22 protein-coding genes and 3 tRNA genes are annotated in these 24,878 nt (G+C 48.6%); 5 read left to right on the top strand and 20 right to left on the bottom strand.

Translation table 11 applies throughout. From position 1 onward, the window contains the following. Positions 1 to 5: 5 nt before the first annotated feature. The 8 genes from ACXAGX_RS09040 to alaS all read right to left on the bottom strand — a co-directional run bounded on the left by ACXAGX_RS09040 (position 6) and on the right by alaS (position 7,020). Positions 6 to 1,136 carry a sodium ion-translocating decarboxylase subunit beta gene (locus ACXAGX_RS09040; protein WP_474837850.1) on the bottom strand — a complete coding sequence of 377 codons (1,131 nt, stop codon included), beginning with the start codon at positions 1,134 to 1,136 and terminating at the stop codon, positions 6 to 8. Positions 1,137 to 1,139: 3 nt separating this feature from the next. Next, positions 1,140 to 2,924 (bottom strand): sodium-extruding oxaloacetate decarboxylase subunit alpha, encoded by a 1,785-nt coding sequence (gene oadA / locus ACXAGX_RS09045; RefSeq protein ID WP_474837852.1) that lies wholly within the window; start codon positions 2,922 to 2,924, stop codon positions 1,140 to 1,142. A gap of 19 nt (positions 2,925 to 2,943) precedes the next feature. Further along, entirely contained in the window at positions 2,944 to 3,210 is a 267-nt protein-coding gene (locus tag ACXAGX_RS09050) for an OadG family protein (protein ID WP_474817871.1), read from the bottom strand. Between the two features lie 387 nt (positions 3,211 to 3,597). Then, a tRNA-Arg gene (locus ACXAGX_RS09055) sits at positions 3,598 to 3,674 on the bottom strand. 49 nt (positions 3,675 to 3,723) lie between these two features. Further along, positions 3,724 to 3,800, bottom strand: a tRNA-Arg gene (locus tag ACXAGX_RS09060). A 42-nt stretch (positions 3,801 to 3,842) separates the two neighbouring features. Next, positions 3,843 to 3,933, bottom strand: a tRNA-Ser gene (locus tag ACXAGX_RS09065). Between the two features lie 161 nt (positions 3,934 to 4,094). Further along, on the bottom strand, positions 4,095 to 4,289 hold the full coding sequence (csrA, locus tag ACXAGX_RS09070; protein WP_070126998.1) for a carbon storage regulator CsrA: 195 nt from the start codon (positions 4,287 to 4,289) through the stop codon (positions 4,095 to 4,097). Positions 4,290 to 4,422: 133 nt separating this feature from the next. Next, positions 4,423 to 7,020 (bottom strand): alanine--tRNA ligase, encoded by a 2,598-nt coding sequence (alaS, locus tag ACXAGX_RS09075; RefSeq protein ID WP_474837854.1) that lies wholly within the window; start codon positions 7,018 to 7,020, stop codon positions 4,423 to 4,425. On the opposite strand from alaS, the gene ACXAGX_RS09080 reads away from it, so the two are divergent. Beyond that, the gene (locus ACXAGX_RS09080; RefSeq protein WP_474817869.1) at positions 7,014 to 7,199 is read left to right on the top strand and encodes a hypothetical protein; all 186 of its coding nucleotides are present in this window, start codon (positions 7,014 to 7,016) and stop codon (positions 7,197 to 7,199) included. The two genes, alaS and ACXAGX_RS09080, sit on opposite strands and share 7 nt — an antisense overlap. A gap of 12 nt (positions 7,200 to 7,211) precedes the next feature. Here ACXAGX_RS09080 and ACXAGX_RS09085 read toward each other — a convergent pair whose 3' ends face one another. After that, on the bottom strand, positions 7,212 to 7,661 hold the full coding sequence (locus tag ACXAGX_RS09085; RefSeq protein WP_474817868.1) for a regulatory protein RecX: 450 nt from the start codon (positions 7,659 to 7,661) through the stop codon (positions 7,212 to 7,214). Positions 7,662 to 7,743: 82 nt separating this feature from the next. Between ACXAGX_RS09085 and ACXAGX_RS09090 the strand changes: the two genes are divergently transcribed. Both ACXAGX_RS09090 and ACXAGX_RS09095 read left to right on the top strand, forming a co-directional pair. Next, positions 7,744 to 8,967, top strand: coding sequence for a GNAT family N-acetyltransferase (locus ACXAGX_RS09090; protein ID WP_474838107.1), 1,224 nt, complete (start codon positions 7,744 to 7,746; stop codon positions 8,965 to 8,967). Continuing rightward, entirely contained in the window at positions 8,957 to 11,038 is a 2,082-nt protein-coding gene (locus tag ACXAGX_RS09095) for a M13 family metallopeptidase (RefSeq protein ID WP_474817867.1), read from the top strand. The genes ACXAGX_RS09090 and ACXAGX_RS09095 overlap by 11 nt, the downstream gene beginning before the upstream one ends. 56 nt (positions 11,039 to 11,094) lie before the next feature. On the opposite strand, the gene ACXAGX_RS09100 is transcribed toward ACXAGX_RS09095, so the two are convergent. From ACXAGX_RS09100 to ACXAGX_RS09115, 4 genes are all read right to left on the bottom strand, one after another. After that, the gene (locus ACXAGX_RS09100; RefSeq protein ID WP_474837856.1) at positions 11,095 to 12,741 is read right to left on the bottom strand and encodes a SulP family inorganic anion transporter; all 1,647 of its coding nucleotides are present in this window, start codon (positions 12,739 to 12,741) and stop codon (positions 11,095 to 11,097) included. Positions 12,742 to 12,753: 12 nt separating this feature from the next. Continuing rightward, a complete protein-coding gene (locus tag ACXAGX_RS09105; RefSeq protein ID WP_474817864.1) occupies positions 12,754 to 13,401 on the bottom strand; it encodes a carbonic anhydrase in 648 nt (215 codons plus the stop codon). A 247-nt stretch (positions 13,402 to 13,648) separates the two neighbouring features. Beyond that, positions 13,649 to 15,187, bottom strand: coding sequence for a SulP family inorganic anion transporter (locus tag ACXAGX_RS09110; RefSeq protein ID WP_474837858.1), 1,539 nt, complete (start codon positions 15,185 to 15,187; stop codon positions 13,649 to 13,651). Positions 15,188 to 15,198: 11 nt separating this feature from the next. Further along, positions 15,199 to 15,849, bottom strand: coding sequence for a carbonic anhydrase (locus ACXAGX_RS09115; RefSeq protein ID WP_474817862.1), 651 nt, complete (start codon positions 15,847 to 15,849; stop codon positions 15,199 to 15,201). Between the two features lie 146 nt (positions 15,850 to 15,995). On the opposite strand from ACXAGX_RS09115, the gene ACXAGX_RS09120 reads away from it, so the two are divergent. After that, positions 15,996 to 16,946 (top strand): hydrogen peroxide-inducible genes activator, encoded by a 951-nt coding sequence (locus tag ACXAGX_RS09120; RefSeq protein ID WP_474817860.1) that lies wholly within the window; start codon positions 15,996 to 15,998, stop codon positions 16,944 to 16,946. Positions 16,947 to 17,052: 106 nt separating this feature from the next. Next, complete coding sequence (locus tag ACXAGX_RS09125) at positions 17,053 to 17,943, top strand: LysR family transcriptional regulator (RefSeq protein WP_474837860.1); 891 nt, start codon at positions 17,053 to 17,055, stop codon at positions 17,941 to 17,943. Positions 17,944 to 18,011: 68 nt separating this feature from the next. Here the strand turns inward: ACXAGX_RS09125 and ACXAGX_RS09130 are convergent, their stop codons facing one another. The 7 genes from ACXAGX_RS09130 to ACXAGX_RS09160 all read right to left on the bottom strand — a co-directional run bounded on the left by ACXAGX_RS09130 (position 18,012) and on the right by ACXAGX_RS09160 (position 24,872). Then, positions 18,012 to 18,362, bottom strand: coding sequence for a hypothetical protein (locus ACXAGX_RS09130; RefSeq protein WP_474837861.1), 351 nt, complete (start codon positions 18,360 to 18,362; stop codon positions 18,012 to 18,014). Between the two features lie 33 nt (positions 18,363 to 18,395). After that, positions 18,396 to 18,986 carry a DUF938 domain-containing protein gene (locus ACXAGX_RS09135; RefSeq protein ID WP_474837863.1) on the bottom strand — a complete coding sequence of 197 codons (591 nt, stop codon included), beginning with the start codon at positions 18,984 to 18,986 and terminating at the stop codon, positions 18,396 to 18,398. 29 nt (positions 18,987 to 19,015) lie between these two features. Then, positions 19,016 to 21,640 (bottom strand): methionine synthase, encoded by a 2,625-nt coding sequence (gene metH / locus ACXAGX_RS09140; RefSeq protein WP_474837865.1) that lies wholly within the window; start codon positions 21,638 to 21,640, stop codon positions 19,016 to 19,018. A gap of 9 nt (positions 21,641 to 21,649) precedes the next feature. Beyond that, the gene (locus ACXAGX_RS09145; protein ID WP_474837867.1) at positions 21,650 to 22,705 is read right to left on the bottom strand and encodes a homocysteine S-methyltransferase family protein; all 1,056 of its coding nucleotides are present in this window, start codon (positions 22,703 to 22,705) and stop codon (positions 21,650 to 21,652) included. Between the two features lie 3 nt (positions 22,706 to 22,708). Next, positions 22,709 to 23,647 (bottom strand): homoserine O-succinyltransferase MetA, encoded by a 939-nt coding sequence (gene metA, locus ACXAGX_RS09150; RefSeq protein ID WP_474837869.1) that lies wholly within the window; start codon positions 23,645 to 23,647, stop codon positions 22,709 to 22,711. Positions 23,648 to 23,885: 238 nt separating this feature from the next. Then, positions 23,886 to 24,305, bottom strand: coding sequence for a DUF2802 domain-containing protein (locus ACXAGX_RS09155; protein ID WP_474837871.1), 420 nt, complete (start codon positions 24,303 to 24,305; stop codon positions 23,886 to 23,888). Between the two features lie 78 nt (positions 24,306 to 24,383). After that, positions 24,384 to 24,872, bottom strand: coding sequence for a chemotaxis protein CheW (locus tag ACXAGX_RS09160; RefSeq protein WP_474817851.1), 489 nt, complete (start codon positions 24,870 to 24,872; stop codon positions 24,384 to 24,386). Positions 24,873 to 24,878: the final 6 nt, after the last annotated feature.

Below are 24,878 nucleotides of genomic sequence, written 5' to 3' on the forward strand. Positions count from 1 at the left end.
CTCGCTTAACCCACCAGCGCCAACAGGATACCCGCTGCTACGGCAGAGCCCAGTACGCCTGCCACATTTGGCCCCATGGCGTGCATGAGCAAAAAGTTATGCGGATTGCTTTGCAAACCGACTTTATTAACCACACGGGCCGCCATAGGCACAGCACTCACACCCGCAGCACCAACCAATGGGTTAATACCGCCGCCGCTCACTTTATTCATAACCTTTGCCATGAGTACGCCCGCAGCAGTACCTATTGCGAAGGCGATCGCGCCCAGGCCCAGGATCCCTAAGGTTTCCACGGTAAGGAATTTATCAGCCGAAAGCTTGGAACCCACTGCCAGCCCAAGGAAGATAGTGACTATGTTGATGAGCTCATTTTGGGCAGTCTTGGACAGGCGATCTACCACACCACATTCACGCATCAGGTTACCGAAGCAGAACATGCCCACCAGCGGCGTCGCCGAGGGCAAAAACAAAATGGTTAAGATCAGAACGGCCAGAGGGAAAATGATTTTCTCTTTACGGCTCACTTCCCGAAGCTGTGCCATTTCAATTTTGCGCTCATCTTCAGTCGTCAGCGCCTTCATAATGGGTGGCTGAATTATTGGCACTAACGCCATGTAAGAATAAGCGGCGACAGCGATAGCGCCAAGCAAGTCTGGCGACAAACGTGAAGCGAGGAAAATGGCAGTTGGTCCATCGGCACCACCAATAATGGCTATGGCACTCGCGTCTCTCAGGCTAAAATCAAAGCCGGGAATAAAATTCAGCGCTATCGCACCAAACAATGTGGCAAAGATACCAAATTGGGCAGCAGCGCCGAGTAGAAGCATGCGAGGATTCGCAATCAAGGCACCAAAGTCTGTCATGGCTCCCACCCCCATGAATATGAGTAACGGGAAAACGCCAGAGTGAATACCCACTTCGTAGATATAATAGAGCAAGCCACCGGGGTCAGAAAAACCTGCCAGCGGAATGTTGGTCAGCAAAGCTCCGAAGCCGATAGGAAACAGCAGCAAGGGCTCGAATTTTTTTACGATGGCGAGCCACAGTAATAACAGCCCAACGGCCATCATTATTAGCTCACCACTCTGAAAATGAGCCAGCGCAGTGCTGTCCCAGAGTATGTATAGTTTTTCCATGGCTTATAACTCTATCAGTGCCTGACCGCTAGCGACGCTGTCACCTTCTTTAGCGAGAATAGTGTTTACCGTTCCGTCGAAGGCAGAGCGTATTTCCGTTTCCATTTTCATCGCTTCCAGAATAATCACCACATCACCATTGGCAACAACGTCACCCGGACTTACCAGAACTTTAAATACGTTACCGGAAAGCGGCGCGTTGATGGTCTGACCGCTGGCTGATGGTGCTGGCTCCGCAGACGAGGCAGGCGCAGACGCTGCAGCCGGTGTCACGCTGGTTAGCGTGCCGGAATCAGCCACTTCCACGTGATACACCTTGCCATCCACTTTAACATCGTAACTGGAAGGCTGACCCGCAGTTTTTGGAGCAGCAGCAGGCGCTGTAGCCACTTCCGGTTCTTTGCCTGGCGCTGGTTCAAAGGCATCTGGGTTGCCGCGGTTTTGCAGGAACTTCAGACCGATTTGCGGGAACAAGGCGTAAGTGAGTACATCGTCGACCTGTTCATCCGCCAACTGGAAGCCTTTGTCTTTAGCCAATGATGTCAGGTCGTCTGTCAGGCTTTCCATTTCTGGTTTGATCAAATCAGCTGGACGACAGGTAACCGGCTCACCGCCGTCAAGCACCCGGGCCTGCAGTTCAGCATTCACAGGCGCAGCAGTTGCGCCGTATTCGCCTTTTAGTACACCCGCGGTTTCTTTGGAAATGCTTTTATAACGTTCGCCGGTCAGTACGTTCAAAACAGCCTGAGTCCCGACGATTTGTGAGGTAGGTGTTACCAATGGAATAAAGCCGAGATCTTCACGCACCCGCGGAATTTCTTTTAATACTTCATCAAACTTGTCTTCAGCGCCCTGCTCTTTCAGCTGGCTTTCCATATTGGTGAGCATGCCGCCTGGCACCTGCGCCAACAATATACGGGCATCGACACCTTTGAGGCTGCCTTCAAACTTGGCGTATTTCTTTCGAACGTCGCGGAAATAAGCGGCAATGTCTTCCAACCCCTCTAGCGACAAGCCCGTATCTTTTTCGGTGCCCTCAAGGGCCGACACAATGGTCTCAGTGGCGCTGTGACCATAGGTCATACTCATTGAAGAAATCGCGGTGTCCAGCATGTCGATGCCGGCATCAATGGCTTTTTGATAGGTTGCCGTACTCAGGCCCGTGGTCGCATGACACTGCATGGCGATAGGCACCTGAACGGTTTCTTTCAGGCGGGTGACCAGTGTTTCACATTCATAAGGTTTCAGCAGACCCGCCATATCTTTAATACAGATGGAATGCACGCCCATATCTTCAAGCTGCTTAGCCATATCAACCCAGCCATCGATGGTGTGCATGGGGCTGATGGTATATGACATGGTGCCTTGCGCGTGGGCGCCACAGTCAATGGCGGCTTTCACGGCGGTTTGCAGATTACGGACATCGTTCATGGCATCAAAAATACGGAACACGTCCACGCCATTATCATGGGCTCGTTCAACAAAGCGCGTTACGACATCATCTGCATAGTGACGGTAGCCTAGCAAATTCTGACCACGCAACAGCATCTGCTGCTTCGTTTTCGGCATCGCCTTTTTCAATGCGCGAATACGTTCCCAGGGATCTTCCCCAAGATAACGGATACAGGCGTCGAAGGTTGCACCGCCCCAGGATTCAACAGACCAGAAACCGGCATCATCAAGTTTACTGGCAATAGGCAGCATATCTTCCAGGCGCATGCGGGTTGCGAGTAAAGACTGGTGTGCGTCGCGGAGAACTAATTCGGTCAGTGCCAATGGCTTAGACATAGTGATTCCTCTTAAAAACCTATTTCTGATTATTTCGGTGCTGATGAACGGCAGCCGTTATCGCTGCAATCGTTCCGGCGCTAACTGTTGCGTCTTTTGCTGTCGGCATAGCCCGGGTACGCACCGGCGCGGCGGCGGGTTCCTCGCCTGGAAACTTTTCGCAATACCAGGCAATGCAGCGCACGCCAGCAATCAGCAAAGCAAGAAAGGCGAACACGAATGCCATGCCTGTAAACATTAGCGTAGCGGCCTCGCCCAGTAGGCTGCTCATGGATTCAGGGGCCATATAAATTACCTCTAATTTGGGTGAAGCGAATAATTATCATGTTAAAAATGCAAAAACAATGGGACTTCAGACCTATAAAACCAATAAATATGCAAAAATAAAGCATAAACTCACACTTAGTTCGCTTTTTTGGTCCATTTATTAAGATTGTGAAGACCTATGGTCAGCATTTATTCCTTAGTACAAATTATCACCATTGTGGGCCATTTCTCATTATTAGCAAGGGGCAAACGATGACAGTGCAATGCTATGTACTGCACGAGGCCCTTGAACGAAAGCAGCGAAACTGGCGATATGAAGGGATGAGTAAAACGTCGATGTTTGAGAAAAGAAGTAGCAGCAGAAAGCTGAAATGAAAAAGCCCACCAGATGGTGGGCTTTTCAATGTGGCGCGTGTGGAAGGATTCGAACCTCCGACCGCCTGGTTCGTAGCCAGGTACTCTATCCAGCTGAGCTACACACGCTTTAAGTATACTTTTACGTTTTACCGTAAAAGGTGGTGCTTTTGTAAGTTGGCGCGTGTGGAAGGATTCGAACCTCCGACCGCCTGGTTCGTAGCCAGGTACTCTATCCAGCTGAGCTACACACGCGCATTAAAACTTATTGTTGGCCACCACTTCCAACCTTAATAGTGGCGGAGAGGGAGGGATTCGAACCCTCGATACCAGTAATAGGTATGGTTCCTTAGCAGGGAACTGGTTTCAGCCACTCACCCACCTCTCCGTAACAGTGGTGCGCATTTTACTGATACTCGTGAGGGAGTCAAACCCTTTTTTCAATAAAATGAATCGTATGCTGCCATTTTAAACAAATCGGATAAAAAGCCAACTTTTTCAGTCCGTAGACACAAAAAAGGCCGGTTAAACCGACCTTTCTATAAGTGATTATTCAGCAGTGTTGCCGGGCTGACCACCTTTTTCAGCCTGAATGCGCATGTAAATTTCTTCACGATGCACTGATACTTCTTTTGGTGCATTTACACCAATACGTACCTGATTACCCTTAACCCCTAAAACAGTCACGGTAACATCATCACCTACCATCAGGGTTTCACCTACACGACGAGTCAATATAAGCATTCGCTTGCTCCTGTCCTTTAAAAATGAACTTTCCCTTAACTTTCGTCACTCGTCGGCACGACCCGACGGTAACAGCAGTGATTCCCTGTTTCCATGTCACTTAAGAAACTCACTGTATACCTTACACACTGGATTATAGCTTATCTGACAGATATGCGTTAACTGACGCCAATGCACCTTTCAGATTCTCTGGCTGACTACCACCGGCTTGCGCCATGTCTGGTCTGCCACCGCCCTTTCCACCAACCTGTGAGGCAATAAAGTTAACCAGTTCTCCTGCTTTAACTTTGCCGGTTAGCTGTTTGGTGACGCCTACAATTAAACTGACTTTAGCACCATCAGCCATACCTAGTACTACGATGCCTTCGCCGATTCGGTTTTTAAGATCGTCCATCATTCCACGTAATGCTTTCGACTCTACGCCTTCAAGCTCGGAAATCAGCACTTTCACACCATTTATATCCTGAGCATCGCCTAAGAGATCAGCGCCCTGTTGCGCAGCCAATTTTTGCTTCGCTGCGGTCAGTGCTTTTTCCAGATCTTTAGTTTGCGCCTGCAATGCACCGATACGGTCAATCAAGCCCGCGCTATCTGTCTTCAATAATCCAGCTGCGGTTTGTAACTGAATCTGTTGTTGTTGCACATATTCAACTGCCGCTGCGCCAGTTATCGCTTCTATGCGACGAACGCCTGATGCAATGCCACTTTCTGAGGTGATTTTGAATAAACCAATATCACCGGTGCGCTGAACGTGAGTACCGCCACAAAGCTCTACCGAGAATGGACCCATGGTTACTACGCGCACTTTCTCGTCATACTTCTCACCGAACAACGCCATGGCACCGGAAGCCTTCGCTTCATCCAGTTCCATCAGTTCTGTCTTCAACGAATGGTTCGCACGAATTTCCTCGTTCACGCGGTTTTCAACCTGCAGAAGCTGTTCTGGCGTGACCGCTTCAAAATGAGAGAAGTCAAAACGCATACGGGCTGCTTCAACCAATGAACCTTTCTGGGTTACGTGCTCACCGAGGATTTCACGTAATGCCGCGTGCAGTAAGTGAGTAGCACTGTGGTTTTTCTTCACGGCTTCGCGTTTGGCGTTGTCAATTGCCGCAGTGACTGTCTCACCCTTCTTAATCTCACCAACCACTTTACCTTTATGGGCAAAAGCGTTACCCATTTTCTGGGTATCAGAAACAATAAACTCGCCGCCCGCTACTTTAAGCACGCCGCTGTCGCCGGCCTGACCACCCGATTCTGCGTAAAACGGGGTTTGATCCAGTACCACAACCCCTTCCTGTCCATCGGTCAACGTGTCGGTAAACTGGTTGTCGAAGATTAGCTCAACGATGTTCGCTTCACCGTCAACATCGTTATAGCCGGTGAACGATGTTGTATGATCGATTTTCAACAAGTCGTTATAGTTCGCGCCAAAATTGCTGGCTTCTTTAGCACGGTTGCGCTGGGCTTCCATGGCTTTTTCGAAACCGGCTTCATCAATTTTAACGTCGTGTTCACGAGCCACATCGTTAGTCAGGTCTACCGGGAAACCGTAAGTATCATAAAGCTTGAATACCACTTCACCCGGAATCGTGTCACCTTCTAGTGCAGACAGCGCGTCATTCAGCATATTCATACCGCGCTCAAGGGTTTTACTGAACTGCTCTTCTTCTACCCGCAGTACTTTCTCAATAACCGGTTGTTGATCAGCCAGTTCAGGATAAAACTCGCCCATTTCCTTCACCAGTGCCGCTACCAGCTTGTAGAAGAAAATGTCTTTGGCGCCCAACTGATAGCCATGACGAACCGCACGACGAATAATACGACGCAGTACATAACCACGACCTTCGTTGCTTGGCATAACGCCATCACACACTAAGAAGCCGCATGAACGAATGTGGTCCGCTACCACGCGCAAAGATTTGTTTTCCAGATCAGTTGCGCCAGTGATGTCAGCTGTCGCTTTAATGAGGTTCTGGAACAAGTCGATTTCATAGTTGCTGTGCACATTTTGAAGAATGGCAGAAATACGCTCAAGGCCCATACCGGTATCAATAGAAGGCTTCGGCAGCGGCTCCATGGTGCCATCTGCTTGCTTATTGAACTGCATGAAAACCAGGTTCCAGATTTCAATGAAGCGGTCGCCGTCTTCTTCAGGCGTGCCCGGAGGCCCCCCCCAAATGTGCTCGCCGTGATCGTAGAAAATCTCGGAACACGGACCACACGGGCCGGTATCACCCATGGACCAGAAGTTATCGGAGGTATTGATGCGGATAATTTTTTCTGCAGGCACACCGATCTCGTTTTCCCAGATAGCGAACGCTTCGTCATCTTCGGAATACACGGTTACCAATAGCTTTTCTTTTGGCAGACCCAGTTCAACGGTAAGAAAATTCCACGCAAAGCTGATTGCTTCTTTTTTAAAGTAATCACCAAAGCTGAAGTTACCTAACATCTCAAAGAAGGTGTGGTGGCGAGCGGTGTAGCCCACGTTTTCTAAATCGTTATGTTTACCACCTGCACGAACGCAGCGCTGAGAAGAAACTGCGCGGCTATAGCTGCGCTTTTCTGCCCCTAAGAACACGTCTTTGAACTGGTTCATACCCGCATTGGTGAACAGGAGTGTAGGATCATCTGCCGGCACCAGAGAAGAACTTGCCACTGCCTGGTGGCCGTGACTCTTAAAGTAATCGATAAACTTTTGGCGTATGTCAGCAGTTGATAATGTCATTGAAATCCAAACTTCCTACTTTTATTAACAGTGCACATCCCATCGGTGCTAGGGAAAATATCCGCGATGTACCGAAGATGCATGAAAATGGTGGGGAAAATGGCACCCGAACAGGTGCGCCGCCCGCAGGGCGCAAACATATCATGGAAAGCGCGTGGTTGTTAAGGATTCGCTGCTAATTTAGTCGGGTTTTAGTCGCCATTGACGGCATATTGGATTTGATCACGGGTAAAGCCGCGATAATTCATAAACTGCATTTGTTTTTGACGGGCTTTAAAGTCAGTTTCCCGGCCCTCTCCAAATTTCTTTATTTTTACGTTTAGCGCCAACTCAAACCAATCTACATCGGCTTCTTTCATGGCTTCCTGCACCACATAATGATCAATCTGATGTTGCGACAATTCTCGTTGTATTCTTTCAGGCCCAATCCCTTTTGACGCGCAGGCGCGAACACGCATTTCAGCATAACGACTATCGCTTTGAATATCAGCCTCGGTGAACTCCTGCAGAACCGGCAAATATGCCTCTGGGTCAAACCCCTTTTGGCTTAGCTTTGTGCGGGCTTCTACCCTACTGTGCTCTCGTCGTGCCAGCATGCGGGTAATCGCGTCAATAATGATTTTGCGGTTGGGGTCTGTCATGGTGTCGGATTATCAGATTTCTAACTAACATTGGCTTTATATTGACAGCGTGTTCTGGTGAACAGCTAACTTCGTGTCTGAGATGAAATATACCACATCCTTTGTCACATCTATTAATGCGATACCAGCACCCGCCTGGCAAGCCCTTGCATCGTCTGCCGGGCCGTTTTTGCAATATCCGTTTCTGTCAGCCATGGAAAATACGGATTGTGTGGGTGAAGGGACAGGCTGGCATCCGTATTTTTTGCTGGTACATAACGAGTCAAAACTGATTGCCGCCATGCCTGGCTATCTGAAAGCCGACAGCTACGGCGAATACGTGTTCGACCACGGTTGGGCGCATGCCTACGAGCAACATGGTTTGGATTATTATCCAAAATGGATTAGCGCTATCCCGTTTACTCCCGTTACCGGCCCAAGGTTATTGGTTGCAGACGGATACAACGCTGATGACGTGCTTCCCACTATCCACGCTTCGCTCAATACCTTGCTAAACGATGGCGTGTCATCGCTGCATATTCTGTTCAGCCCTCAGGCTGATTCTCTATCCTGGCAACAGAATGGTTTTGCCCGTCGCTATTCCGTACAGTTTCAGTGGTACAACTATGGGTACGAAACTGAAGATGATTTCACTGCTGCACTAACATCAAGAAAACGCCGTTCACTGCGAAAATCACGTCAAAAACTTGATGCAGCTGGGGTTACCATCCAGCGTATTAAAGGTGCCGAACTGACTGACGACGATATTCAGTTTTTTATTCTCTGTTACCAGCAAACTTATCTAAAGCGGTCGGGGCACAGCGGGTATCTCACCCCTGAGTTCTTCGAAGCTATTTTCCGTACTATGGCTGACCACATTCTGTTAGTGAAGGCCTCCAGGAACGGGGAGCCGGTTGCCAGCGCACTGTTTTTTTACGATGAACAGGGCCTTTATGGTCGCTATTGGGGGAGCCTGCAGGACATCGATGGGCTGCATTTCGAATCTTGTTACAATCAAGGCATTGCATTCGCCATTGAGCATGGATTACCTTTATTTAATCCGGGGACACAAGGTGAACATAAAATTTTACGCGGCTTCGAGCCAACCTTTTGTGTATCTCTTCACCATTTATTTGATAACCGTTTCCATAGTGCTGTAGAAGAATTTTTACATCAGGAAACGCCCCAAATTTCCCATTACTTCCAACAGGCGGCAACTGTGTTACCGTTTAACGAAGCAATGACAAATAAACTGAAAACAACAAGTACAGCAGCTGTCACACCCGACACTGCCATAACGACAAAGAGAAACGACAATGAAGTATAAGTTACTTGCTGCCACTATTGCTGCAGCACTCAGCCTTTCTGGTTGTAGTAAACCAGAACAGTCGACGTCTTCCGCGCCGGCAAAAGAAGCACAAACTACAGCAGAAGCCGGCAAGCCTGAATTGGGCAGTTTTGGTGTGGATTTAACCGCCATGGATACGTCAGTTAAACCCGGAGATGACTTCTTTGGATATGCCAGCGGCACTTGGTATAAAAATTACGAATTGCCGGCTGACAAAACTCGCTTTGGTGCGTTTAACGCATTACGAGACCGCAGTGAAGAACAGGTAAAAGCTATCGTTGACGACCTGATGACGAAGCAGGATCTCAATACCGAAGAGAAAATGGTTCACGACTTCTATTCTGCTTACATGGATACCGACACCATCAATGCCAAAGGGATCGAACCCATCTCTGACATTCTTGGCATGATCAGCAAAATTGGTAACCGCGATGACCTTACTCGTGTCTTTGGTCAGTCATGGTTATACGGCAGTGCCACGCCAATCTATTCTTACCTGGGTTATAACCGCCTCGATCCTAATGAGTATCAGGTAACAGTAGGTGTAGGTGGTTTGGGTCTGCCTGATCGCGATTACTACCTCAGTGATGAAGAGCGTTTCGTAAAAATTCGCGAAGCCTATGTTGCTCACGTAGAGAAGATGTTGGCCTTTGCAGGTGCTGAGAGCCCAGCAGAAGGTGCGCAGCAAATTCTTGAATTAGAAACCCGCATTGCCGATGCGCAGTGGCCCCGTGCGAAACGCCGTAACCGCGACCTCACCCTGAACCAAATTGAGCGCGCCTCACTCAGCGATGCCTATCCGGGCTTCAACTGGAATACTTTCCTGGCCCAGTCTGATCTGAAAGCACCAGAACTGAACATCAGTACCCCAGAACCGCTGAAAGATGTCATCAACATTATCAACGAAACCGACCTGGGTATTTGGAAAACCTATCTAACCTTCCATACCATTAGCAACAATTCTTCATTGCTAAGCGAAGAAATAAATAACGAATCCTTTGATTTTTACAGCCGTACGTTAAACGGTCAGCAAGAGCCTCGCCCACGTTGGAAGCGCGCTGTTGGACAACTCTCAGGAACCGAATCACTTGGCTTTGTGCTGGGTAAAATTTACGTTGACCGCTACTTCCCACAAAGCTCAAAAGCACAAATGTCGGAGCTAGTTGAAAACCTGCGTACCGCACTGGGCAAGCGTATCGATGGCCTGGAGTGGATGGGTGACGAAACCAAGAAAGAAGCACGCGCTAAACTGGCAGCATTCCGTCCTAAAATCGGTTACCCAGATGAGTGGGTTGACCTGAGTGGTCTTGAAATCAGTAGCGACACACTGGTACAGAATATTCGTAACTTACGTAAATTTTTCCATGAAAAAGACGTTGAGAACGAGCTGAAGCCCACCGATCGTGAGCGCTGGGGCATGACGCCACAAACTGTGAATGCGTATTACAATCCTTCGTTTAACGAAATTGTATTCCCTGCAGCGATTCTGCAGCCACCGTTTTTCGACCCGAACGCTGACCCAGCGGTAAACTATGGCGCAATTGGTGGGGTTATTGGTCATGAAATGGGTCACGGTTTTGATGATCAGGGCTCAAAATCTGATGCCAACGGTATTCAGCGTAACTGGTGGACTGATGAAGATTTAACAGCGTTTACTGCAAAAGTAGAACAGCTGGGTGCCCAATACGATGCATACGAGCCGGTAGAAGGACAACATGTAAATGGTCAGTTGACCATGGGTGAAAACATCGGTGACGTGGGTGGTCTGGCAATGGCTTATGAAGCTTATAAGTTAAGCCTTGATGGAAAAGAAGCCCCTGTTATCGACGGTCTGACAGGCGATCAACGCTTCTTCCTGGCATGGGCGCAAGTTTGGCGCGAGAAGCGTACAGAGCAAAGTCTGATTAATCAGCTTCGCACTGACCCGCACTCTCCAGCTCGCTACCGTACACTGACACCACGTAACATGGATGCATGGTACGAAGCCTTCGACGTGAAGCCTGGCGATGCACTGTATCTTGCACCGGAAGATCGGGTGCAAATCTGGTAAAAAAAGAACAAGTAAAAAGGGCTTCCGTTTGGAAGCCCTTTTTTTATGATTAATAATTATTTCGCTGGGATGAAATTTGCGGCAGCACCCGGACTGCCGTTATCCTTTCCCGGCTCATTCACCAATGCCATCGCCTTAGCTAGCGCCGCTTTGCGGTCTGGCGTTACAACCACACCACTCTGGTGCGCGTTAATGTTTTCAAGCACGGTCTGTACAGCCGCTGCTGCGCCACACATAATCACGTGACGGCCTGCAGCCTTCGCATCAGATGTGATAGTTTCCACCGCCATTGCAGCAGAGACATCCATGGAAGGAACGCGGCTGAAGTCTAGAATAAGCGCCCGTGAACCATTTTTTACTTTCTCACGAACGTGATGGCCTAAATCAGCGGCAGCACCAAAACTCAACGGACCACCAAAGCTGAAGATACGTACCTTGTTACCAGCCTGTTTAAGCAGCGCGTCTTCTTCAGGATCGGTTGATGTTTCTGGCAGATTATTCACTTCATCAAGCTGAAGCTGCGCAATTTGCTTAACATAGGCTAATGCAGCCAATACCACACCGACGCCCACCGCAGTGATCAGATCTACAAATACCGTCAGCCCCAGTACCAGCAACATGAGAACGAAGTCCCAACGCGGCCCAGTGTGCGCGCGCTTCAGATAACTCCAGTCGATGATATCCAGACCCACTTTCACCAGAATACCAGCCAATACGGCGTGAGGGATTTGCGCAGCTAATGGACCAAGGCCCAATACTATCGCTAGCAGTACCAGCGCATGAACCATACCCGACAAGCGTTCTTTACCACCGCTTCGAATATTCACCACCGTACGCATCGTCGCGCCAGCACCCGCAATACCACCAATCAGACCAGCAACCGTGTTACCAACACCCTGGCCGATAAGTTCTTTGTTACTGTCGTGACGAGTACGGGTCATGTTATCCGCCACAAGAGACGTTAACAACGAGTCAATTGCGCCCAGGATAGCGAGAATGAAGGCAGCTTCCAGCACCAGAAGTAATTTTGACTGATCGAATACCGGCATGTGCAGCTCTGGTAGACCTGTTGGAATATCGCCAAGAATTGGCGTTTCAAGACCTAAGCTCACCAGTGTACCAATGATCAGTGCTGCGAGCGCACCCGGTACCACTTTGCCCAATTTGGGCGGCCACTTATAGGCAATAATCAATGTTCCTAACCCAAGACCAAGGGTGACGAAATCGATGTCAGACAGCGCCGTAGGAAGGTATTTAAGCGCACCAATAGTGCCTCCCGGCGGCTCATGCCCCATCAATCTGCCAAGTTGCAGAATAATGATGATGGCACCAATACCCGACATAAAGCCGGAGATTACTGGATAAGGCACCAGTCGGATATACTGACCGACACCGGTAAAGCCCATAATAATCTGTAGCAGACCGGCGAGCATCACCACCGTAAAAATCAAGCCTAGGTCACCCGAAAGCGTGGCAAACAAGCCTGCCAGAACGACCACCATAGGACCTGTTGGTCCTGAAATCTGCGACGGCGTACCACCTAATAATGCTGCAAAAAAACCAACCGCAATAGCGCCGTAAAGTCCTGCCATTGGGCCGACACCTGATGCCACACCAAGTGCGAGAGCTAGCGGCAGCGCAACAATACCAGCTGTGAGGCCGCCGGTTAAATCGCCTTTTACATTAGAAAGTAAGTTTTTCATCTGACTCGCCTCCTACTTTTTCTCGCCAAAGGGTTTTCCACCATATACATCCTGAAGCAGTTTGAATGCTTCAGCTTTCTCGTCGTAGCAAAGCACGTCACCAGACTCGATGTCGTAAACCCAACCATGCAATTGAACTTGCTTAGTGGCAAGTTTCGCTGCAACGGCAGGATGGGTGCGAATATGCTGCATTTGCTGCAATACATTCTCTTTGGTGACTTCATCGAGATAATCAGTTGATAAATTGCCGTGCTTTTCCTTCACCACTTCGGTGGCGCAACGGCAGTGACCAAGCCATTCTTTGACGTGAGGTAATGCATCGAGTGAATCAGGGGCAAGTGCACCTTTCATCGCGCCGCAGTCAGAGTGACCACAAATGATGATGTGGCTTACACCCAAAGCCGCAACGGCAAATTCAATAGAAGCGGTCATACCGCCGGTATGGGTGGTATGCGGAGGAACAATATTGCCAGCATTACGGCAGATGAAGAGATCACCCGGGCCGGTCTGAGTCACGAGGTTGGGATCGATTCTCGAATCAGCGCAGGTGATAAAAAGGACTTCGGGATTTTGGCCATTAGCCAATTTTTCGAAGGTTGCTTTATTTTTGGGGAATACCTCTTTCTGAAACTTTGCGACACCAGAGATCACGTGGTCCATAAAATTTACCTCAAATTAACATGGTATTATCATTATTCTATTAAAAGAATTTTTAACTGATAGCTTTATAGAAAAACACTACTACTCGCGATAGTTTTTTTCTATCAAAGGTACTCATTTGAACGAGGTGATGAGTGATTACACTGTCAGTAAAACAATAAACCAATTTTTTGAGATAAACAAAAAGGGCCTAAATCGGCCCTTTAACTGTAGGACTAAATAACAGAAAGCGTCTTACAACATTCCATTATTGCTGAAACTGTATAGTTTCAACTTTAATGTTTTTACTACCGGCTTGGTCGAGGTAATCTTTAACCAATTCCTTTACATCGAAAGCCACTGACTTACTCTTTGAGAAATCCAGAACGACTTTGGAATCTTTTGGAATAGAGTTTAGTTTCTTCAAAATGCTAGGTTTGTTAAAGAAAGAAACTTCCTCAGCCATAACAATGTGATGCGTTCTCGCACCGCCTTCTTCGTTCACGGTTTCAGTGAACTGGTATGAATTGCGGTAGCTGTGTTTCAGTGTGAAGAAAACGCTCACTGCAAGGCCTGTTACCACACCTGTTAGAAGGTCAGTAAATACCATTACCAGGATAGTGGTAACGAAGGGTAAGAACTGTTCCCAACCCGTTTTGTACATCACTTTAAACATGGCAGGCTTAGCCAGCTTGTAACCAACAGTAATAAGAATGGCAGCTAACGATGCCAACGGGATCTGGTTCAGCATAGTGGCTGCTGCAAATACCGCGATTAACAGAAAAACACCGTGCAGAATGGCTGACATTTTGGTTTTACCACCAAAGGCAATATTCGCAGAACTACGAACAATTACCTGAGTAATAGGTAATCCGCCTACCAGACCAGAAACGATGTTACCAATACCTTGCGCTTTCAGTTCACGGTTGGTTGGTGTTGTATTCTTCTGCGGATCAAGTTTATCGGTAGCTTCAACACAAAGCAGTGTTTCAATACTGGCAACCGCTGCCATCACGAGTGCGATGGTAAACACATCAATGTTCAGCATTTCCGAAAATGCAGGGAATGCCATCTCATTTTTAAATGCCTCGAAGCTGTCGATAACCGGCAGACTTACCAGCTGATCGGCCTGTAACGGCATACCGGCTTGCGCAAGCACGATTGACGCAACAATACCCAGCAGAACCACCACAATGGGGCCCTGAATGAGCTGGAAAATTTTGTGCGCTTTGGTGAGGTACTTGTCCCAAATAACCAGCAAGGCTAGAGAAACCACCGAAATCGCAACCGCAGCTGGTGACATAAGAGACACCGCGTGCTCGATTGCAGAGAAGGTATTTTCTCCATTTACCTGGTTAAAAGCTTCTTCTCCCAGAAAATCAGAATGCCATCCAAATAGGTAAGGTAACTGTTTCAGAATGATCAGAATACCGATACCTGCCAGCATGCCGGTTATGACCGACGTGGGGAAGAAGTAGGCAACAAAACCAGCGCGCATAAATCCAAGAATTAACTGGAATACACCGGCAAGTACCACGGCAACCAGAAATAATTCCCAGCTGCCAAGTGTACCAATGGCATCAAAAACGATTACCGCTAATCCTGCTGCTGGTCCGCTTACACCAAGGCGAGAACCACTCATCAGGCCAACAATAACACCACCGATGATGCCGGCGATAACGCCGGAAAACAACGGTGCGCCAGAAGCCAGAGCGATACCCAAACAAAGTGGTAACGCGACAAAAAATACAACGATACTGGCAGGTAAATCGTTCTTTATTTCACTAAACGATAAATCAAGTTTCATAGGCTATTTCCTTACGCGCCTACCACTAAAGTGCGCTCAGCATAGGCCTGTTCCATTTCTTTGAAACTCTCTGTTTCAGGGTCGTAGCAATGGACCATGCCGGTTTCAATGTCATATACCCAACCGTGTAGCTGAACGGCTTTGGTCGCCAGTTTAGCGGCTACTGCTGGGTGGGTTTTTAGGTGTTGCATTTGCTGCAATACGTTCTCTTTAGTCACTTCAGCTAAGCTATCAGCATTAAGTTCACCACCATGCTTTTCCTTAACGACTTCAGTGGCGCAACGGCAGTGACCTAACCACTCTTTAACATGTGGCAAGCTATCCAATTTTTCAGGATTTAGTGCACCTTTCATTGCACCACAATCGGTATGGCCACATACTACGATGTGGGTAACGCCTAGTGCTGCAACGGCAAACTCTATTGATGCAGTCATACCACCGGTTTGGTTACTGTGAGGAGGTACAATGTTGCCAGCGTTGCGACAGATGAAAAGCTCGCCTGGATCTGTTTGCGTTACCAGATTCGGGTCGATGCGGGAGTCTGCACAAGTAATGAACAATACTTCAGGATTCTGGCCGGTTGCCAGCTTTTTGAAGGTTTCTTTCTTTTCAGGATAAACGTCGCGCTGAAACTTAGCTACGCCAGAAATTACGTGATCCATTTATTACTCCTAGGTACACGGATAAACTTTAGTTTAAATCTATACTGACAAGATTGACTGATAGCTTTATAGATGTATAGAGTATATCGCGATAGCAAAAAGCTATCACACAACAAAATAATACGTTTAACAGACAGATGGTCCCTATGTTTTTTAACGGTAAAGCGCCTTCGCTTAATCAAATTCGCTACTTTGTTACCGTAGCTAAACACCTTAACTTTCGCCGTGCTGCGCAAATTTTAGGTATCAGTCAACCTACCCTTACCAGCCAGATAAGCACACTGGAAACGAACTTGGGTTTGGTGCTGTTCGAACGTTCTCGCTCAGGCACTTTGCTTTCCGCTCAGGGCAAGGCCTTACTTGAATATGCCGATGCGGTTTTACAATCGACTATGCAGTTTGGTGAAATGGCACAGTCGCTATCGCAAGGTGACTCAACCACATACCGTTTAGGCATTCCGCCCACGCTGGGGCCGTATCTGCTACCACACATATTGCCAGATATTCACCGCTTACGACCGGGACTTAAGTTCTATGTACGCGAAGCTGCGCCGAAACAACTGTTACAAGGCCTACTGGCGGGTGAATTCGACATCACGCTTTCGCCGATGTCGAACCGCGATTCACAAATTCAAACACAACCGCTGTTCATTGAGCCTTTGAAATTCGTTCTACCCGCCGACCATCCTATGTCGGGACGGGACTTCATCGAGCCGGAAGAGATACGAGGACAGAAAATCCTGGCGCTGGAAGACCGCCATCACTTTCACTATCAGGTACAGGAAATTTGTGCTCAGTTGGGAGCTAACGTTGATCGCGATTACGAAGGTACGAGTCTGGATACGTTGCGGCAAATGGTAGTAATGGGCATGGGCATGGCGTTTTTGCCTGGTCTTTATGTTCATTCAGAGCTGCACAACCCAGAAGCGTTGCATGTATGCGAACTGGCTGACATGCCGATTGTACGGCAACACATGTTAGCTTGGCGAAACACCTCACCAGCACGTGCTACCTTTCGCGACCTGGCAAGTTTAATGCGCAATGTGATCAGTGACCGCTTGCAAACTGCGGTTTCGGTGTCGGAATTGACACCTTAACGCATCTAGCCGTTTCTTCAACTGAATCGATACTGTGTAGACAGATAAACCATGAGTAGAAATGCTATATTTCGAGTAAATCATGAACTCTGCTCACGGAACAACCATGCTTGATCGCCAGCATTTGAAAATTATTGCCGCCATTAATGAATTTGGCACTCTCACTGAAGCGGCAGACAACATGCATTTGACCCAGTCCGCACTGAGTCACAGCATGAAGAAGCTAGAGCAGCAAGCTGGCATCGCGTTTTGGGAAAAAGATGGCCGACGTTTACGGCTTACCGATGCTGGCAATGCCGTGCTGAATCTGGCGCAGCGATTACTCCCTCAATTTGCTCATACCGAAGAACAACTCGCCCAGATAGCTCAGGGTAAACAGGGCATTTTGCGTATTGGTATGGAGTGTCACCCTTGTTACCAATGGCTGCTAAAAGTGGTGAAGCCATTTTTATCAGACTACCCAGACGTAGATGTAGACGTGAGGCAAAAATTTACCTTTGGCGGGCTACAGGCACTGCATGGTTATGATATCGATCTATTGTTAACACCAGATCCGCTGCACTTGCCCTCCATTCAATACGAAGCGGTTTTTGATTACGAGCAGGTACTCGTTGTATCTCGCGAACACCCGCTGGCAGAGGAATCGATGGTTGAAGCACAAGCATTGGCCGACGAGACGCTACTGACTTACCCGGTTGAACCTTCCAGACTGGATGTGTTCTCTCACTTCCTCACGCCAGCTAGCTGTACAGTTAAAAAACATAAAACTATCGAAACCACTGAAATCATGCTGCAAATGATCAGTGCTCGCCGTGGTGTGGGCGCATTACCCAAATGGCTTGCTGAGGAGCAAGCGGAAGCACTGCAACTGACCACAGTGCGTTTAGGTAAAAACGGCATACAAAAATCGTTGAACCTGGGCTATCGAAAGTCGGATGCCAACGCACCATTCATCAAAGCGTTTATCGCGTTGGCCAGATCCATCGGCCAGCCCTAACCTCAATAGCGATACGCTTTCAGCACAAGTACCACGCACAAGACAAATTTTGTTTAACGCTAAAGACGCTAGCTTAAAGCAGGTAACCGGCTGTTCTTGCAAAGAATAAGCTGGCAATTTCGCTGTGTCAGTGATTCAGCGAATCTTTGTTGGTAAACAGCAAAGTCTGCGCCACAGGCACAAAACACCGCTTTCACCTGATGTTTCTCTACCAGTGAAAGCAATTCGCTGGAATAACGCAATTCGGTTTCTAGAATAAAGGTGCGGTGATGCCAGGGTTCTTCGTTCATAAAGAATGACAGGTGTAACGAGGATTCAGCCTGAATACAGCTGCCGAGCTGATACGATGGGTAATCGGTACCTACAACGATAACGTTTGCAGGTGCGGGGCGGAACTTTTGAAAAAAGCGTTTTATCAACCTGCTCACCACTTCATTGTGATAACTATCAGTCTACCGTTTTTTCCATTGCAACAGTAAGTTGTTAGCGGGCATTGTGTGAACTTCTACCAATGTGAGCGCCGGCGCCCAGGCTTCGAGTTCTTGAATGTCCCGGTAGCCTCCGCAGCCTCTTTCTATCAGGCTTAGGTGGAACTCACGGTTGCTGTGGCTGCTAAACTCGCCGTCATCGGTAAACGGGCCATACTGGCAAAATACACCACCCTGAGGCAATTTTTCCGACAGCGTCTGCATCATTTCAGCAATTTCCGCCTTCTGCATGATATGCGCAGTATTGGCAGAATAAACCGCATCATACTCAGCAAATGGTAGCTCGCCCTGTCCTACCGTGAGAGACAACGGCGATAGCAGATTTTCTGACGGATAAGCAGACAACCATAATTTAATGCCTTCGTGATAAGCCGGCTGATCGCTGGTTTGCCATATCAGATGTGGAAGATTCGGTGCAAAGTGCACCGCATGCTGTCCAGTGCCGCTGCCAATTTCCAGCACGCGTTTACGGTCTGCAAACGCGTCTTTTAGTATTGCTAAAATTGGCCCTTTGTTGTTTTCACAGGCCTGGGAAAATGGCAGTTGGCCGGTCATCTGTTTAGCATCCGTTTATCATCAAGCGATCAGTCATCAAGGTTAGGAGCCAGCCATTTCTCGGCTTCTTCCATTGTCCAGCCTTTGCGGGCGGCATAATCTTCCAGCTGGTCGCGTTGGATTTTTGCCACTGCAAAATAGCGGGATTCAGGATGAGAGAAATACCACCCTGATACTGCCGCCCCCGGCCACATGGCGTAGCTTTCAGTGAGGCGCATGGTGGTATGTTTCTCGGCGTCCAGCAGATCCCAGATTAGTTGCTTTTCAGTGTGTTCAGGACACGCCGCATAACCCGGTGCAGGGCGAATACCTTGGTATTTCTCGCGAATAAGGGCGTCGTTATCCAAGTTTTCATCTGGCACAAAGCCCCAGTATTCTTTTCGAACCTGTTCATGCAGATATTCAGCGAAGGCTTCTGCCAGACGATCGGCAACGGCTTTCACCATAATTGCGTTATAGTCGTCACCGGCTTGGTTATACGATTCGGCCAGTTCGTCTTCACCGATACCACCGGTCACCGCAAAGGCGCCCATGTAATCGGCAATACCGCTGTCTTTTGCTGCAACGAAATCTGACAAACAATAGTTCGCAAATTTGTCTTTCAGGGTTTGCTGGCGCAGATGGTGGGACACACCCAGCACGCTTTCACGGCTTTCATCGGTATAAATTTCAACGTCGTCACCTACCCGGTTTGCCGGGAACAGACCCAGCACACCTTTGGCCTGCAAACTGCCATCAGCAATGATCTTATCTAGCATCTTGTTGGCGTCGGCATACAGTTCTTTTGCCTGTTCGCCCACCACTTCATCATCAAGAATGCGGGGAAACTTGCCGGCCAGTGACCACGTCAGGAAAAACGGTGTCCAGTCGATATAGTCACGCAAGGTTTCAAGCTTAACAGTAACCGGCGTAACACCGAGCTTGTTGGGCTTCACAGGCTGCGCAGAGAAATCTGGCTGATATGCATTTGCACGCGCCTCTTCTAACGTTATCGGACGGCTGCGGGGCTGTTTACGGGCATGCTGTGCACGTACCTTGTCGTATTCGTCAGTCAATTCCTGCTCGAACTTTTTACGAGACTCTGGATTAATCAGTTTCTGACACACACCCACTGCCCGACTGGCGTTCGGTACATAAGCAACCGGGCCATGATAGTTTTGTTCAATCTTCACCGCGGTATGTGCTTTAGAGGTGGTAGCACCACCAATTAGTAGCGGTAAATCCAGGCCCAGGCGCTCCATTTCCTTCGCCACATAGACCATTTCATCCAGTGACGGCGTGATAAGACCCGACAGACCAATCATGTCTACCTTTTCGTCTTTCGCCACCTGCAAAATGGTAGCGCAAGGCACCATCACGCCCAAGTCTACGACTTCAAAGTTATTACACTGCAGCACCACGCCAACGATATTTTTACCAATATCGTGCACGTCGCCCTTCACGGTAGCCATGAGGATCTTACCGTTACTCTTCGATTCGCCGTCTTTCTCGGCTTCGATGTATGGCTGCAAATGTGCGACGGCTTTTTTCATTACCCGGGCAGATTTCACCACCTGAGGCAGGAACATTTTACCTTCACCGAACAAGTCACCTACCACGTTCATGCCGTCCATCAACGGCCCTTCAATAACGTGCAGCGGACGTTCAGCGGCCAGGCGGGCTTCTTCGGTATCTTCAATAATGTAATCGGTGATGCCTTTTACCAGCGCGTGTTCAAGACGCTTATTCACCGACTGCTCACGCCAGGTGAGATCTTCCACCGCCGCCGCTTTACCATCGCCCTGATATTTCGGCGCAATGTCCAGCAGACGCTCGGTGCCGTCTTCACGACGGTTCAGAATCACATCTTCTACAGCTTCGCGAAGCTCGTCAGGTATCTGGTCGTACACTTCCAGCTGACCGGCATTGACAATGCCCATGTCCATACCCGCGCGAATCGCGTGATACAGAAATACCGAGTGCATGGCTTCACGCACCGGATTGTTACCCCGGAAAGAGAACGAGATATTCGACAGGCCACCGCTGATGTGGGCATGCGGACAGGTATCGCGGATGATGCGGGTTGCTTCGATGAAGTCCACCGCGTAGTTATTGTGTTCTTCAATACCGGTAGCAACTGCAAAAATATTCGGATCGAAAATGATATCTTCCGGCGGGAAGCCCACCTCTTCGGTAAGGATTTTGTAGCTGCGCTGACAGATTTCCACTTTACGCTGCTGGGTATCCGCCTGACCGGTTTCGTCAAAGGCCATAACCACGGTAGCGGCACCGTATCGTTTAATCAGTTTCGCATGATGCAGAAACTGCTCCTTTCCTTCTTTCAGGCTGATGGAGTTAACGATGGCTTTACCCTGTACACATTTCAGGCCTGTTTCGATGACTTCCCACTTGGAAGAGTCGATCATGATAGGCACTTTGCAGATATCCGGCTCAGACGCAATCAGATTCAGGAAGGTACGCATGGCCTCCACCGAATCCAACATGGCTTCGTCCATGTTGATATCGATGATTTGTGCGCCGTTCTCCACCTGCTGGCGGGCAACATCCAGCGCTTTTTCATACTCTGCATTCAGAATAAGGCGCTTGAAAATAGCGGAACCGGTGACGTTGGTACGTTCACCAACGTTGATAAATGTTGAAAACTCTGCTGTCACAATAACACCTTAGTGAACAAAAGGTTCGAGGCCGGAAAGGCGCATTTTAGGTTCGAAGTGCGGCACTTTTCGTGGTGCAACGCCTTCAACGGCTTCTGACATAGCACGAATATGCTCAGGCGTGCTGCCACAGCAACCGCCAACGATATTCACCAGTCCAGACTGCGCCCACTCTTTAATGTGCTTCGCCATTTCCTCAGCGCCGAGATCGTATTCACCAAACTCGTTAGGCAGACCTGCATTCGGGTGCGCTGATACTAAACACTCTGCAATATTGCTGATTTCATCCACATACTGACGCAGCAAATCAGGGCCAAGGGCACAATTGAGCCCCATGGACAGCGGCGTTACATGACGCATGGAATAATAAAACGCTTCAGCCGTCTGGCCAGACAGGGTACGACCCGAGGCATCGGTAATAGTACCAGACACCATTACCGGTACGCGGCTGCCGCGCTTATCGAAAACAGATTCAACGGCAAATACGGCGGCCTTGGCATTCAAGGTATCGAAGATGGTTTCAATCAAGATGATATCCGCACCGCCATCCAGCAACGCTTCTGTCGATTCAATGTAGGCTTCCACCAGCTCATCAAAGGTTACGTTGCGTTTGCCCGGATCGTTTACGTCAGGCGAAATCGAGGCTGTGCGGTTTGTGGGCCCTAACACACCGGCCACATAACGCGGCTTGTCTGGGGTTTTCGCGGTAAATTCATCGCAGGCTTTGCGGGCCAGTTTCGCCGCGGCAATATTGATGTCTTTTGACAGCGCTTCCATGTCGTAATCGGCCATGGCGATGGTGGTGGCGTTAAAGGTATTGGTTTCAATGATATCCGCCCCTGCCTCAAGATAAGCACAGTGAATATCGTAAATGATCTTGGGCTGTGTAATGGCCAGCAAGTCATTATTGCCCTTCACATCGCAGTGCCAGTCGGCGAATTCCTTGCCGCGATAATCTTCTTCTTCCAGCTTGTGTTCCTGGATCATGGTGCCCATGGCGCCATCCAGGATAAGAATGCGTTTTGCTGCCGCGTCCAGCAGAGCGTGTTGTTTGTCTGAACTCACGGGTTACCTCTTCGGCTGGGCTTTTTCTGCCAGCTGGTTCAAATCGTACGGGGTAGTCTGGTAAACATAATAGTTCAGCCAGTTATTAAACATGAGACTACCATGAGACCGCCAACGGACTAAAGGCGCTTTTGTCGGATCGTCGTCGGTAAAATAATTTGCCGGAATGGCAGGATGCAAATCTGCCTGTAAGTCGCGATAGTATTCATCGTGCAGCGTTTCCGGATCGTATTCAGGGTGGCCTGTTACGAACACCATCCGCTTATCATCAGACACCACGGTGTAGGCACCTGCTTCAGGGGATTCGGTGATTACGTGCAAACCTTTCACGCCATTGTAGACATCTGAATCGATATAGCCAAACCGGGAATGTGGCGCATAAAAATACGGGTCGAAACCTCGTAACAGCTCGTTATACGGATCTAGTACCTTATGCTCGAATACACCAGATAACTTATTATCACGAAGCGCTCGCTGTACACCGTAAAAGTGATACATAGCCGCATGCGCTGCCCAGCAAAGATACATGGTAGACTGCACGTTGCGTTGTGCCCACTCCAGAATATCTTTCATGTTGTCCCAGTATTTCACATCTTCGTAGGGCAAATGCGCCAACGGTGCGCCAGTCACGATAAGACCATCGTACTTCTTACTTTCGATTTCTGAGAAGTCGTGATAAAAGGCGTCCATGTGCGCCTGGGGTGTATGTTTGGGTGCCAGATTATCGACACGAATAAGGTTAACGTTCACCTGCAGTGGCGTGTTAGAAAGCAACCTGAGGATTTGAACTTCTGTCTCAATTTTATTCGGCATCAGGTTCAGGATCCCTACTTCCATAGGGCGAATATCCTGAGTGGCGGCACGGTTGCTGTCCATAGTGAAAATATTTTCACCGGATAACACGTCCTGCGCGGGAAGTTGACCTGGGATACAGATAGGCATGGATGCTCCAATGATTGACAGAATATGCCGCTATTGTGGCTGAATCACTTGCGATGTCAACATCTTTACGGCTGGACGTCTAAACGGCTTAAGTTGCACCTTAGGACTTGAAGCACGTATCGCTTGGTAAAGCATAGCACCCTTGATAATTGTCCGCGTGGCAGTTAGCAAAACTATCGAGGAAAGGTATTGCAGATTAATCAGAGATTAAGCACTAAACGCACTTGCCGCTGACAGACTAATTTCGCTGACTGTGCATGCTCATCAGTAGTTCAGCTTCAGCGCGGGGCAAATCACAAGCTTGCATGACCTCTTCCACTGAAGCGCCCGACTTCACCAGTTCGGCGGCACGGGTGTATAAGCGCATTGAAGGGTCTTGTTGCTTCACTTCCCGCAACTGATTCTCAAACTGGTCACATTGGTCGGCCAATTCACGCATGTGTTTGCCCTGCACCATGGAGCGGGTTTGCATTTCGGCAATTTGGTTTTCAAGATTTTTCACATCGTCACTGAGCATGTCGGCGCGGGATTCGCTCTCAAGATGCGTTTGTATAAGGTGAGTCAAACGTTTATTAAAATGAAAATACAGCCAGATAACGGCAACAACAGCCAGAAGCCCTGTAGCAATGGCAAGTAAGGACAAGGCCGATACATCCATATAAACGTTAATTCTCCAAAAATTGGGAAAGGAAAGAAGCTCAGGCACTGCCCGCCGGGTAACGGGCAGTGATATTGCTTAGAAGCCGCTCAGTTCGTCCCATTCGTCATCACTGAGTAACTTGTTCAGGTCGACAAGAATCAACAATTCGCCATCGCGGTTGCTCACGCCCTGAATAAACTTGGCACTCTCTTCTGTGCCTACGTTTGGCGCGCTGTCAATTTCTGAAGACTTCAAATAAACCACTTCAGCAACGCTATCAACCAGAATACCCACTACCTGTTCATCCGACTCGATAATTACGATACGGGTATTGTCTGTGGTATCAGCAGGCATCAAGCCAAAGCGGGCACGGGTATCGATAACGGTAACAACATTACCACGCAAATTAATGATACCTAGTACATAGTCTGGCGCGCCAGGTACTGGGGCAATTTCTGTATAGCGCAGTACTTCCTGTACTTGCATAACGTTGATGCCGTATGTTTCTTCACCTAAACGGTAGGTGACCCATTGAAGCACCTGATCTTTCTCAGGTGAATTATTACTTGTGGTCTTGTCATTCATTAACCT

The organism is Alteromonas sp. ABV4_515 (assembly GCF_056160345.1).